Below are 13099 nucleotides of genomic sequence, written 5' to 3'. Positions count from 1 at the left end.
ATAGCCTCGAGCGTAATGAATCAAGTCAGCCGACGGCGAAACATCCAATAAGCCAGCAACAGCAAAGCGCCGACCCAGAGCAACAAGCAGAGCCAGAGCACCGAAATCGACACCGGTAAATCACTGCTCAATGCCATGAGACCGATGGCATTACCGCTGCCCTCGAAACCAGAGAGATTGATCAGGCGATAGATATCGGTGGGGTTGAGCAGCAGAAGCCACGGTAAGAGGTCCGGGTTGAACCGGCCCTTGCTGAGCACGAGCAACGCCAACAGTGCCAGGTCGAATACCAATACGAAGAGAAACCACACGCCCAATGCCATCCCGGCGGCGCTGGATTTCTCGCTGGCCTTGCTGCTCAAGACATAAGCCAGCGCCACGAAGACCCAACCCAGTAGCGTGGAAGACACCATGAAGCGACCGAACGCCCAGAGCAGCAGCCCCAACTCGACGTCATCGACCAGCAAGGCGATGGCCACTGCGGCGCAACCAAATCCAATCAGGGTGGCCAAGGCCAGAATCAGGCCATGACCGACAAACTTGCCCAACAGGATCTGGCCACGACCCAGCGGGTAGGTCAGCAGCAGCATCAGCGTGCCACCCTCCTCCTCCCCGACAATGGCATCGTAGGCCAGCAGCAGCGCAATCAATGGCATCAGGAACGTCGCCAGGCTGGCGAGGCTGGCAATGGTTGCCGGAATCGAGGTAAAGCCCACTTGCCCGGAGGCCGCCGCGCCAAGCCAGGCGATCCCCACCGCCAGAACGGCGAACAACAGACTGATTGCCAGCAGCCAGCGGTTACGCAGGCCGTCGCTGAACTCCTTGGCGGCGATATTCCAAATCTGCGTCATGAATGAGTGCCTTCAGTGGCGGCGCTTGCATGGCTCATGTAATAGCCGTAAAGGTCCTCAAGGGACGGTTGCAGTATCTCGATGTCCTGCGGTTGATCCTCGTGGAACAACTGGCGCAGTAGATCAACTTTGTAGCCATTGACGGCCATCACCTCGATCCCGTTGCCGCCCACCGCTGTGGCGGTGTGCCCGGCGGCATTCCAGCGCTGCAACCATTGCTCGCGTCGGCAAAGACCACTGGCCCGGATTCGCGCCGGCAAGTCGGCGTCTTCTCGCAGTCTGGACAGACTCCCGATCGCCTGTAAGCAGCCATTGGCCAGGATGGCCGCACGGTTGATATGCACTTCGACACCTGCCAACACATGGGAACAGAGGATGATGCTCGCGCCCTGTTGGCGCAGACGGTCGATCAACAGGTAAAGTTCTTGGGTGGCGATAGGGTCAAGACCCACCGTGGGTTCGTCCAACAGCAACAGGCGAGGTTCACCGAGAACCGCCTGGGCCAGCCCTAGACGCTGGCGCATGCCTTTGGAGTAGGTTTTCACCCGACGGTCTGCGGCGCCGGCAAGACCGACCTGCTCCAGTAGCTCGTCCACTTGTGTCAACGCGGCGCCCTTGAGGCGGGCGAAATAGCGCAGGGTCTCGCGACCACTGAGTTGTGGGTAGAACGTCACGTTTTCCGGCAGGTAACCGAGTTGGCGACGCACGTCGGCTTGTGCGGGTCGGCAGCCCAGTACGTGCACCTGGCCGGCGCTGGCCTTGAGCAGGCCAAGGATCAATTTCATCACCGTGGTCTTGCCCGCACCGTTGTGGCCAAACAAGCCCAGCACCTCGCCTTCGCCCAGACTCAGGGTCAGATCGTGCAGCACGGTCATGCTGCCGTAGCGCTGGCTAACCCCTTCAATGTCGACTGCGTTCATAAGTTCGGCTGCTGTGTCTGGGGCATGGTCGGAAGATTCATCAACGGATAGCTGTCCTTGACCCCTGGCGACTTGGTCACCGGGAAACTTTGCTGCACCCAGCGCAGCAGTTGAATGCTCGGGCTATTCATCAGCAGACGGACCTGCGGGTACAACCAGAGCAGGCGGTCCACATTGTCATTGGGCTCATAGATCACGTCGCCAATCGCATCGTTATTGCGATCCCAGCCCAGGTAATCACTCCAGTAATTGCCGTGACCGTCGGCCGACCACTCCTGCAAGCGGGTGGCAACGTATTTGACCTGCTGCTGGTTGTCGACGAAGGCGTTGTCGGCGATACGGTTGTCTTCGGAGCCTGCGGTGAGGTGAATGCCCACGGCACTGCGCTCGAAGTGGTTGTGTTCGATGACATTGAACAGCGAGTTGTAGATGAACAGCGCCTTGCCTTCGGCACCGCTGACCATACCGCCATCGGCGGAACCACTGCGCACGTCGCTGACGAAGTTGTCGCGCAGCTCGGAATAGGTGATGTAGTTCATGAGGATGCCATAGCCTTCGTCCTGCTCGGAGCGATTGCCAATCACCGTCAGCTTGCGGCTCTGCATCAAGGCATAACCGGTGCGTGTGCGGCGGGTGGTATTGCCCAGCAACTGGTTGTCGTTGGCGTACATGTAGTGCACGCCATAGCGCAGGTCTTCCAAAGTATTGCCCTGCAGCAGGTTGCCATTCGAGGTATCGATGTAGATCCCGTCCCGGGTCTGTCGCACGTGATTACCGATAACCTTGGCGCCGTGCACGGCATACAGATGAATCCCATTGCCGCGGTCTTGGGAGCGAATGCTCGGGTCGCCTTCAATATCGTTGTCAATCAGGCTAACGTCATGCGCCCTATCCACCCATATACCAAATCCCGGCCCGTTCATTGTATTGTTGCGTATCATCGCGCCTGTCGCTTGAGGGCCGATGAAAATCGCAGCGTTCATCGCTGTCATATCGCGCCCCCAGTTAAGCAAAGTACAGCCTTCGACGCGCACATCGGGCGCACTGATAAAAAGCGCGTTCCCAGCACCTTCAGCGTCAAAGACCGCACCTTTATCACAAACTATCTGCATAGATTGCTCAATAGTAAATTGGCCTTTGTATTCTCCTAAAGGAAGTCTCCAGCGGTTGGCGCCCTCTGCATGCATTAACAATTCAGTGATGGGCCGAGGCGACGAATATGCGAGGGACGTTAACATCAATGAAAATAGAGTTAACGCCCATCGCTTCTTGAACAAGAGATGCCTAGACACTGCATTTTCCTTCTTGGCAGCGCGGGGGGCCGTTAAACTCGCTCGACTTTCATACGCCCAACCATTTCCATGTGCAGTGCATGACAGAACCAACTGCAGTAGTACCAATGCAGACCGGGCTTGTCAGCAATGAAAGTTATCGACGATGTTTGTTGCGGGCTAATCTCCATACTTACACCATGATTAGTCATGACAAAGCCGTGAGAGACATCCTCAATCTTATCGATATTAGTTATCGTCACAGTAACCTCATCGCCTTGTTTTACGGTAAATTCTTGCATTCCATAGGCAGGGGCCATAGAAGTCATATAGACACGAACTTTCGTGCCCTCTCGGACAACCTTGTTATCAGTCTCCAGTTTAATTCCGTCCTTCGCAGCGATAGCCACGGTTTCTGCAAAAAACGGATCGTTGCGGTCCCAGATCTTTTTAGTCTTGATCTGATCTCGACGGGCCATGACGCAGTCATGTGGTTCAGCGAAGGCCGGGCCGTCGTGCACCAGCTTCATCTCGTCACCGGAAATATCGATCAACTGGTCGTTTTCCGGGTGCAGCGGACCGGTCGACAGAAAGCGATCCTTGGAAAACTTGCTGAGTACCACCAGCCACTGGCCGTCGGCCTCACGGGTTTCGGTCAGCGACGCGTGGTTATGTCCGGGTTGGTACTGCACGTCGAGTTTTTGCTTAATGTAGTTGACCTTCTCTCCCTTGTAGGCGCGGATCGCCTCTTCCATGTTCCATTTCACTACCTGGCTATCGATAAACAAGGTGGTATAGGCGTTACCGCGGCCGTCGAAGGTGGTGTGCAACGGCCCCAGTCCCAGTTCAGGCTCACCGACTACCACGTCCCGTGGGTCTTTGAGCTTGTCATCAAATAAATCGTCGAGCTTGGCAGTTGCAATGATTGTGCATGTAGGCGAGAGCTTGCCGTTGGCGATGAAATATTTGCCGTCAGGCGAGGTATTGAGCCCATGAGGATTTTTCGGCACAGGGATATAGCGGGTAAATTCAGAATCCTTGCCGTCGCTTTTGCGCCCATCCACCACAGGGACCTTAGAACCGTCCAGGGTGATGAACTTGCCGGCCTTGATCGCCGCTTCGATGCGAGGGATGTTGAACACCACCACCCAGTCGCGCTCGTTGCGCATCATACCGCCCAGGTCGTAGGCCTTCTCGGAGTTGTAGCAGGTGCTGGCGGCGTATTTGCCGGTGTAGTCAGCGTCGGTGTTGTCCAGGTTGCCGTCGACGATCACCTGGAAGGCCATCTCCATTTTCTCGGCATCGACAGCGTTGAACATTGTGAAGCTGTTCTTATCCTGCAAGTCGAAGGTGCTACCGTCGTTGGGATGCGGAATAACGAACTCAGCGTTGGCGAACACATACTGAGTATGGGGCACCTTTTGCAGCCGTAGGCCATGGATCGCCTGTACGTTGGGCACAGTAAGCATCTTGTCGCACTTCATAATGTCTAGGCGAATGCGCGCGATCCGGGAGTTGGCCTTGTCATTGATGAACAGGTACTTGCCGTCGTACTTACCGTCAGTCATGGACAAGTGTGGATGGTGGCAATCGCCATTCATGAATCTTGCGCTATCACCCAGTATCCGCTTGCTTTCGTTGGTCAGCCCCCAACCGGTGGCAGAGTCGACGTTGAATACCGGTATGCGTAACAACTCGCGCATCGATGGAACCCCCATGATCCGCACTTCGCCCTGATGGCCGCCGCTCCAGAAACCGTAATACTGGTCCAGTTCACCCGGCGCCACGTGAATTTTCGACTGCGCATCCTTAGCCGCAGCCGCCCAGGATTCGCGGGTGAAGACCACGCTGCCAAGTGCCGATGCACCGGCTAGCGAAGCGCTGGCAAGCGCACTGGTACCGAGAAAACCGCGACGGCTAAGGCCGGGCGATTTAAATTCCTGCGTTGCCTCCTTAGGTTCATGATCAGCATTCGTTTTGTTGTCAGTCATGGTTGCTGCTCCATTGGATGCGGGTGAAAAAACAAGAATCGCAATGTTTCGTCCAGCTTAGATATTCATGGCTTGAATACCTGCACCACCGGAATCAACTCAGTGTGTTCTGGCACCGGCGCCGGTTTGTCCCGCGTCTTGCGCTTATTCTTGAGCACCAACGGCGGGCATTTGTTTTCGTTGTGGTAAGTCATCTGGCAATCCAGACAGTAATGACACTCGTTGACGTTGATATGACCGTCCGGGTGAATCGCCTGGATTTCACATTCCTTGGCGCATAGTTGGCAGGGCGAGCCGCATTCCTTGCGTCGTTTAAGCCAGTCGAACAGACGCAGCTTGCTAGGAATGGCCAATGCAGCGCCCAACGGGCAGACGTAGCGGCAATAGATCTTGCGGGTAAAAATGTTGATGATCAGCAGCCCCCCTGCGTAAGCCACAAACCACCATTGGCGGTCGAACTTTAGGGTGATGGCGGTCTTGAACGGCTCCACCTCAGCAAATTGCTCGGCGGTAGTCATCGACTCAAGCGAGATGCCGAACAGCACTAACAAAACGATGTACTTCACCGCCCATAGGCGCTCATGTAATGCAAAAGGCAGCTCATATTGGGGAATCTTCAGCTTGCGGGAGGCTTCGTTGATCAACTCTTGCAACGCGCCGAAGGGACACAACCAACCACAGAAAACTCCTCTTCCCCACAGCAGAATACTGGCGGCGGTGAACGTCCAAAGAATGAACACAATCGGGTCGGTAAGAAACAATTCCCAACGGAAGTTATCGAACAGAGCATGGGCGAAGGTCAGTACATTAACCACAGAAATCTGCCCCAGTGCATACCAGCCGATGAACACGACGGTGAACATCAGGTAAGCCCGACGCAACCAGTGGAGAAAACGCGGGTACTTGGTGAAGGTATCTTGCAGGAACAAGATAATCATCAATACAGCCAGAGCCGTGCAAAGAACCCCGATCTGAAAGGCTTTCTGATACCAGATATTGACCCATGTCGGTCTATTGGCAACCTCGATAGCCTCCAGCTCTTGAGCGGTGGGTGGCGGACGCAAAAGGTATTGTTCTGGCAATTGGTAAGGCAGTTCGAAGCTGCTGAAGGTACCACCGACAGCGCCGGTCTGGCGACGCACCAGCAATTCCAAGGTCCAGGGCGATCCTGGATCGAACCGGACGGGCTCACGAACAATGAAAATGGACATTTCATTGAACTCGGGCATGCCCGTTGCGAACACGTCGGACAAACGTTGATGGTCCATGTCGCGAAAGCTGATGATGTTGCCGAACTGACGCAATTGCACCCTATCGAAAATTCCTCCTCGCACATAACCGGAGCCCTTGTAGGAATAGAGGCCACGACCTAGCACTACGATGGCGTGCTCACCTGGCTTGAGGTCTTGCATCAAGAAGCGATATTGATTATCGCCCAGCAGGTTTCGACCAATGGCGGGTGGGTTCAGATCGGCGGTGTATAGTTCTATGAAAGTATCGTCTTCCTGTCCGGGCGGAGCATTGTCAACCCCCTCGGCCTCAGTACCCTTGAATGCAGCGTCGACTTGACCGCGGGTTAGGCTTAACCGGCGGATTGCGCCGTTGCCGGTCAGTTGCTCCCAGGTGGCAGGCTTAAAAAAATCTTCACGCACGGCAGCAGGTTTCTGCTTAACGCCGCTGTTGTCCTCGATCAGTTGCAACGACACCGCCACTTTATGTGCCGCACGCATGATGATTTCATTCACCACCATGGCGGTTACTGTGGCTCCGGCGATCCCGTCAACTGTCACCGTCTCTGGATCGCTGGAACGACCCACGACTACCCGTCGATCAGCTTTGATGCCCTTGTATTTATCGTCAAATGCGTGGAGCTTCGCCACTGGAATTCCGATTAACAGAATTGGTTCATGGTGCTCCAATACATATGCATCCAGTATTACGCCTTGAGTGTCAAGAATGACCTGCATATTAATGGGTTTACCCGAATATGCGGGTATATCTACGACATCTTGGCTTTGGAATACGTAACCTTTGATTTTTCCTTCAGACTTTACGACGCGCACCTTAAACTCATCCACCGGCGCGGAAATATCTACATTACCTGCAAACACTTCGCTGATGCGCTGCTGCTCCATCCCACCGTAATCCTTAGCTTGCAAGGTAACAAAACTAATGCATAGCAATATGCACATAAGCACGGCAAAACGACTGAAAAGCAAGACGAATTTGGAGACGAATTTTTTATAATTATCCATGCGACAACGGCGCCATCCAATTTGCATTAAGTATAAAACACGCTTTTCCACCGCACTATTCTACTCTAGTTTTTCTTGACCTTAGACTAGAGACATGAACATTTCAAGTTCGTTGCTTAATAAACGACGCATTATCAGCGCTCCCCTAAAAATATAAAAAAAATATTTACAAAACAATAGGTTACCCACGCAAGATGCGTCATCCGTCAAAGAAGCACCTATAGCCCCCGCGACAGTCACTTTCGTACGACAACACGCGAGTACTCAAAAGCACTAATTCGAACATTTTTTATCGCATTTTTGACTAAGGCGGTAAATAAACCCTTCTTGCGGTTCGTTCCTACAAGCTATTAGCCGCTCAATTGCAGTGCGCAAGAAATTCGTAGATGGACACTATGCCGAAAATAGCGAATCAGACCGATATTCAGACGATTAGGAAATAACTCATTGCCAGTCAAAGCTGACGGATCAAAACCGATGATGTTCGTGGCGAAACCAAACCTGCCCCATGCACGCTAAGCATTTTGTGGCATGGAAGCTAACGACACGCTCACATTCCCGGCGTTTTTCAAGGTAGTTGTCGCGTCACCGTCTAATTATGCAGCTCTTTTCTCAGCTGGCTGCTCCCGGTCTGGGTTCAGCAGCACCGTGCCTATCGGCTCCCAGTTGCGTGTCTGGCCAGGCCAGCGCTCCGGATTTTTCTCCCTCGCCTGCTTGTACACTACATGACGCCGCGCCAGGATCTTTCGGTCCAACCCTTGGTGGCGTTCGGCCGGGGTCACGAATCGGATTCGGCTAAGCCGGCGGTTGTGGCTGGCTAACCTGGACGGCAGAATGCACCTCTCCGGCCCTCCACTCATCCCGATGCATAGATAGGGTTAAGGGAGCACGCGGTGCCATCGGTCAGTGCAATGGCGTAGAGGTGTGAGTCTATGGGCACAAAGTTAGCATTCAGATGTGTTACGGGCGATCGTTCTCAAGCCCGGCGACGGTAGACCGACGGTGTTGGCATAACCCGATTCAGCATTGCTTGAACCCCAGCGCACGACGGCAACATCTTCGGGTGGTGCCGCGCCCCTCTCCCAAGGGCCGAGGATCTGCAGCACATCAACGCTATTACGACGCTCAGGAGGTGTTTTGCGGTTCAACAGCTTGGCATTGCGCTCAAGGCACCGCTGATCGCGGGGATCGATACCCTTCGCGACCAGCGCCCTTGCTATATCACGCAGAGCGCGAGCATCGCCTACCGCTCGCTTATTCAACCGCACTTTGTTTCCACCCCTTCCGCTGCTACGCTCTTGAGTCCTCGATTGGAGCCAAAACGATGCCCAGCGAATATTCACTTTCTGATGTTCTTGAGCGGCTATATCAAAATAAGCTAGCCCTGGAGGCTGCGGTGATGGAACTGACCTTGAAGGTAGAAAACCAAAGTACAACAGATATTGGCGCCAACGTCCGAGGGGCACTTCACACGATCGGCGAGAACGCCGGACACATCAAACAGGCTTGGCTAAGCTGAGAGCCCAGGCACTGATTAGCGGACCCAACGCACCGGCGAGCTTGGCGGTTATCCTGCTCAGCAGGAAGGCTGGACTTGCCGAAGTGTCAGACTTCCCGCGTGTTGCACGGCGACATCGTGAAGATACGGGCCCTCTCAATCTTTCGTTATCAAAAGCGGCGCACCTTGATAATCCTGCCCGAAGCTATCTTATGCTTGGGCTTGGCCACTCGAATAACCTTGTGCTGACCATCGGCCGTTGTATCAACGAGCACGCCATTCATGACTTCCATCACACTGAGTCCGGCCGCCAGCGTATTGATATAGGCCGCATTAATCGTGCCTTTCGCCATCGCTGGAATTTTCTCCTCCAGCCGGCTCACCAGTTCATCACACAACGGTTGGTTGTCATTTATAATGAGAACCACATCCAAGGCCAGCAAGGAGCCAGCCATCGTGTCATTTCTGCGTTCCGGGACAAGTGCCGCCCTTCCTTGGGATGCACGCAAGGCGTTTGGCCGTCGACGCCGCATAAACCTTCTACGGAACCACCGACACCCCACAGAAGCCCGCCCTCCTCAGCAAGTCCTAATGAATGGCGATTTAAGCCATAGAGAGCGGATTCCAGGGACCACTGTTCTGGCATCGACTGTACGTCTTTGAAGCAGGCCTGGCGCTGTGCAGTCTCGCCGCCGTCGTCGTTCTCAAACTGCCTCCGGGAGAGCGGATCAAAATCTTTGAATCGCTGGACTTCGTAACCTTCGCGCTACTTGCTCCGGGGCTGGCATTGATAGCTGCGGTGCTGGCCCAGGGCCGCGTGCAATGGTGGAACAGCCAGCTATGGATGGGGTATGCGCTGCTCGCATCGGTCATTTTGCTGACCGCTGCCTTCATCATCGAGTACAACCGCAAGAACCCATTGCTGCAAACTCGCTGGCTGGGATCATTGGAGACTTTGCGTTTCGCCATGGGCGCAATGATGTTGCGCTTCATCCTCTCAGAACAGAACTTCGGCGCCGTCGGACTACTACAGACACTTGGTATGGGCGCAGACCAACTGCATTCGTTGTATGCAGTCATGCTTGCAGGTTTGCTGGGAGGTATGTGCACCAGCGCTCTGACGTTCAGTCAGAAGGCGGTGATTCCGCAGATCCTGACGTCCATCGTCCTGATAGGCCTGGGTAGCTTCATGGACGCCGACGCAACCAATCTGACGCGTCCACACGATATGTTCCTCAGCCAGGGACTGCTCTCGTTTGCAGCCGGGATGTTCATGGGGCCGCTGATGCTGATTGGCGTAATGAGCGCCTTGAAAAACGGGCCGCAGTACATGGTCAGTTTTGCCGTGCTGTTCTCTCTCACCCAAAGCATAGGTGGGTTGGCGGGCCCCGCTGCTTTCGGCTCTTTCCAGGTGATGCGCGAAAAATTCCATTCGAGCCAGATCAATGGCCATCTCGACCCGACCAATCCTGTGGTGGCTCAGCGGTTGCAGATCCAGAACCAGATCTACAGCGCGACCCAGACCGACCCTGTTCTACGTCAGGCCCAGGGCATCTCGCAACTGAGCCAGGCAGCCAGCCGTGAAGCCAATGTGCTGGCATTCAATGACGTCTTTCGTGTTATCGGCTTGCTGACCATCAGCTTCTTGAGTTGGTCGCTATTCCACACCGTGCGTGCCGCACGGGCGGCAAAGAAGGCCGAACAGCCCAAGCCCGACATTACCCATCCTGTGACTGTGTGACCCTCTTATGACCCGAAATGACAAAGCCGGAAACGGACAGCCCAACCCGCAGAATCCAGCGACGCAAGACTCCATCTCGGTGGCAGATACTGGCAGTGCGGCCCAGGACCCGCCAAAAATCATAAAGCCCCGACGGGGTACGGTTTTCATAATGATTGGTGTGGCTTTGGCGGGTATTCTGGCGATTCTTTACGCTTGGCAATTCTGGCCTTTCAACAGCGCCATCACCACCACTGAAAACGCCTATGTCCGGGGACAGATAACGGTCATGGCACCTCAGGTCAACGGTTATGTCGCAAAGGTATTGGTGCGCGACTTCGAGGCTGTGCGTCGAGGCCAGACCCTGTTGCAAATCGATGATCGGATTTATCGCCAGCGAGTCGAGCAAGCACAGGCCGACCTTGACGCCCGGAAGGCAGAACTGGACAACTCTGTGCAAACCCAGGCGTCAGACCAGGCGACACTCACCTCTCGAGGGGCGGAACTCTATTCGGCGCAAGCAGAATATGCCCGTGCGCAGGCCGACGAACTGCGGGTCAACGAGTTGGCCTCTCGTGGGTCGGTCTCTGTACGTGAACGCGACCAGATTCGCGCGACCGCTCGGGCCGCCAGTGCGAACGTCAAAAAAGCGCGAGCCGCCATCAACATTGCAGAAGAGACCGTCAAGTCCACCCGTGTTTCACGAGGGGTGCTCCAGGCGCAGGTCAGAACCGCACAAGCGGCTCTTCATCTGGCTGAGATCGATTTGGACAATACACAGATCAGGGCGCCGCGCGACGGCGTTCTCAGCGAGGTATCGGTGCGTCTTGGCCAATATGTATCGGCGGGCTCGCAACTGCTCTACCTGGTGCCGGAACAACTGTGGGTGATCGCCAATTATAAGGAAACCCAGATTCACCATATGCTAGTGGGCCAACCTGTCAGCCTTGATGTGGACGCACTGGACGGCGCACGTCTGACGGGGCGACTCGAACGTTTGGCCCCAGCCACCGGCTCGGAATTCAGCGTCCTGCGTCCGGACAACGCAACAGGCAACTTTACTAAAGTCGCACAACGTATTCCCGTTCGAATAGTCCTGGATCCAGAGCAACCCTTGTTGCACCGGCTGCGTCCAGGCATGTCGGTGATCACCCATGTCGATACCAGCGACACCTCGAAGCGGAGTTCGGCGCCATGAATATCAAAGCGTATGGTGCCCTGCAGTGGATGTCGTTAGGCGCCGCATTCGGCTTGATTGCTTGCGCCCCGGTCAAAACAGCCTCACCCCAGGAGGCCAAAGTATTTGCCCCGGCGGCCTGGCGCGCACCCATCGGAGTCCCCGCACCGATATCCGGCACGTGGTGGCAAACGTTCGATGAACCAGCGATTAATGACCTGGTTGAGGCTGCTCTGGCCCATAACACTGACATTCTAGAGGCCATATCCAGAGTTGAAGAAGCCCGACAGCAGATCAGGCTGTCCCACTCAGCGCTGTTGCCGACTCTGGACGGTTCGGTCGGCGGACAAACCAATCGCAGTTTGGGGACTACCGGCATCACCCATACGCGGTCCATACAACCGGAGCTGCAGGCGTCTTATGAACTGGACCTCTGGGGCCGCCTGCGCACCTTGGAAAACGCGGCGCAGATGAGTTATCAGGCAAGCCAGTCTGACAGGGATAACATTCGCCTGTCTGTGGCCAGTACCACCGTGCGGGCCTACATTTTACTGGTGTCCCTGGACACCCAGTTAAAGGTTACCCGAGATACCGCACAATCACGCCGTGACGCATTGCGTGTCGCTGAGGATCGAGCAAACGAAGGCTACACCTCGCAACTGGAACTTACCCAGGCGCAGTCTGAGTACGAATCTGCCGCACAGATGATCCCCGAACTTGAGCAGGCTATCCGTCAGCAAGAGAACGCCATTCGTTTATTAACCGGCACGCTGCCGGGCGATCTACACCGGGGACGAGAGCTTCAAACCCTTACACCGCCCACGGTGCCAGGACTCTTGCCCGCGCAATTGCTGCGCAGGCGCCCTGATATACAGCAGGCCGAACAGTTGGTCGCCGCTGCTGACCTGAAGCTGGATGCACGGCGTGACGAATTCCTCCCCCAAGTGCAACTGTCGAGTGGCATAGGACGGCTTTATGTAAATGCCTTGGATTTCGATCCAGTCAAAGTTTGGGATCTGGGGGCGAGCGTCTTGGCACCGATCTATAGCGCTGGTCGACTCGAAGCCCAAGTCGGGGTCGCCACCGCCCAACGCAATCAAGCGGCTTATTCGTACAGGGCCACTGCGCTCAAAGCTTTTGGTGAAGTTGAAAATTCATTATCTGGCGTCAAACGCCTCGAGGAGCAGATAACGCGAGTGCATGCTCGCCGGGTTACCTTGGCTCGCTCACTGGAAATCGCCAGGGATCGTTACCAAGGGGGCTACTCTTCGTACCTTGAAGTACTGGACGCTCAGCGCAATCTGTTTAACACCGAATTGTCAGCCATTCAGATTCGGGAGAACCAGCTTAAGAACGTGATTTCTCTGTATCAGGCGCTTGGAGGGGGATGGGTGCCGGAAAAATGAACAGGGTCCC

10 protein-coding genes and 1 pseudogene are annotated in these 13099 nt (G+C 55.2%); 4 read left to right on the top strand and 7 right to left on the bottom strand.

Annotated features, from left to right (window positions below; all coding sequences use genetic code 11):
* Nucleotides 1-20 precede the first annotated feature (20 nt).
* The 6 genes and pseudogenes from MOQ67_RS12515 to MOQ67_RS12490 all read right to left on the bottom strand — a co-directional run.
* The gene (locus tag MOQ67_RS12515) at nucleotides 21-851 is read right to left on the bottom strand and encodes an ABC transporter permease (protein ID WP_014338850.1); all 831 of its coding nucleotides are present in this window, start codon (nucleotides 849-851) and stop codon (nucleotides 21-23) included.
* Complete coding sequence (locus MOQ67_RS12510) at nucleotides 848-1771, bottom strand: ABC transporter ATP-binding protein (RefSeq protein WP_014338849.1); 924 nt, start codon at nucleotides 1769-1771, stop codon at nucleotides 848-850. Before MOQ67_RS12510 ends, MOQ67_RS12515 begins: the two co-directional genes overlap by 4 nt.
* Nucleotides 1768-3009 carry a nitrous oxide reductase family maturation protein NosD gene (locus MOQ67_RS12505; protein ID WP_085982599.1) on the bottom strand — a complete coding sequence of 414 codons (1242 nt, stop codon included), beginning with the start codon at nucleotides 3007-3009 and terminating at the stop codon, nucleotides 1768-1770. The genes MOQ67_RS12510 and MOQ67_RS12505 overlap by 4 nt, the downstream gene beginning before the upstream one ends.
* A gap of 86 nt (nucleotides 3010-3095) precedes the next feature.
* Nucleotides 3096-5033 carry a TAT-dependent nitrous-oxide reductase gene (gene nosZ / locus MOQ67_RS12500; protein ID WP_013692874.1) on the bottom strand — a complete coding sequence of 646 codons (1938 nt, stop codon included), beginning with the start codon at nucleotides 5031-5033 and terminating at the stop codon, nucleotides 3096-3098.
* 65 nt (nucleotides 5034-5098) lie between these two features.
* Nucleotides 5099-7225: a transcriptional regulator NosR gene (nosR, locus tag MOQ67_RS12495; protein ID WP_371918414.1), complete on the bottom strand. Its 2127-nt coding sequence runs from the start codon at nucleotides 7223-7225 to the stop codon at nucleotides 5099-5101.
* 659 nt (nucleotides 7226-7884) lie between these two features.
* A pseudogene (locus MOQ67_RS12490) lies at nucleotides 7885-8091 on the bottom strand (IS3 family transposase); the annotation flags it as partial.
* A 521-nt stretch (nucleotides 8092-8612) separates the two neighbouring features.
* Here MOQ67_RS12490 and MOQ67_RS12485 point away from each other — a divergent pair.
* Complete coding sequence (locus MOQ67_RS12485; protein ID WP_013692859.1) at nucleotides 8613-8807, top strand: hypothetical protein; 195 nt, start codon at nucleotides 8613-8615, stop codon at nucleotides 8805-8807.
* Between the two features lie 149 nt (nucleotides 8808-8956).
* Here the strand turns inward: MOQ67_RS12485 and MOQ67_RS12480 are convergent, their stop codons facing one another.
* A complete protein-coding gene (locus tag MOQ67_RS12480; RefSeq protein ID WP_013692858.1) occupies nucleotides 8957-9241 on the bottom strand; it encodes a hypothetical protein in 285 nt (94 codons plus the stop codon).
* A gap of 332 nt (nucleotides 9242-9573) precedes the next feature.
* On the opposite strand from MOQ67_RS12480, the gene MOQ67_RS12475 reads away from it, so the two are divergent.
* The 3 genes from MOQ67_RS12475 to MOQ67_RS12465 are packed head-to-tail and all read left to right on the top strand — an operon-like array spanning nucleotide 9574 to nucleotide 13089.
* Nucleotides 9574-10527, top strand: coding sequence for a hypothetical protein (locus MOQ67_RS12475; RefSeq protein WP_177429286.1), 954 nt, complete (start codon nucleotides 9574-9576; stop codon nucleotides 10525-10527).
* A gap of 7 nt (nucleotides 10528-10534) precedes the next feature.
* A complete protein-coding gene (locus tag MOQ67_RS12470) occupies nucleotides 10535-11704 on the top strand; it encodes an HlyD family secretion protein (protein WP_052311121.1) in 1170 nt (389 codons plus the stop codon).
* Nucleotides 11701-13089, top strand: coding sequence for an efflux transporter outer membrane subunit (locus MOQ67_RS12465; protein ID WP_198718280.1), 1389 nt, complete (start codon nucleotides 11701-11703; stop codon nucleotides 13087-13089). Before MOQ67_RS12470 ends, MOQ67_RS12465 begins: the two co-directional genes overlap by 4 nt.
* The last annotated feature ends 10 nt before the right edge of the window (nucleotides 13090-13099 follow it).

This window comes from Pseudomonas sp. LY-1 (assembly GCF_053502595.1).
This window is presented reverse-complemented; position numbering and strand designations above follow the sequence as displayed.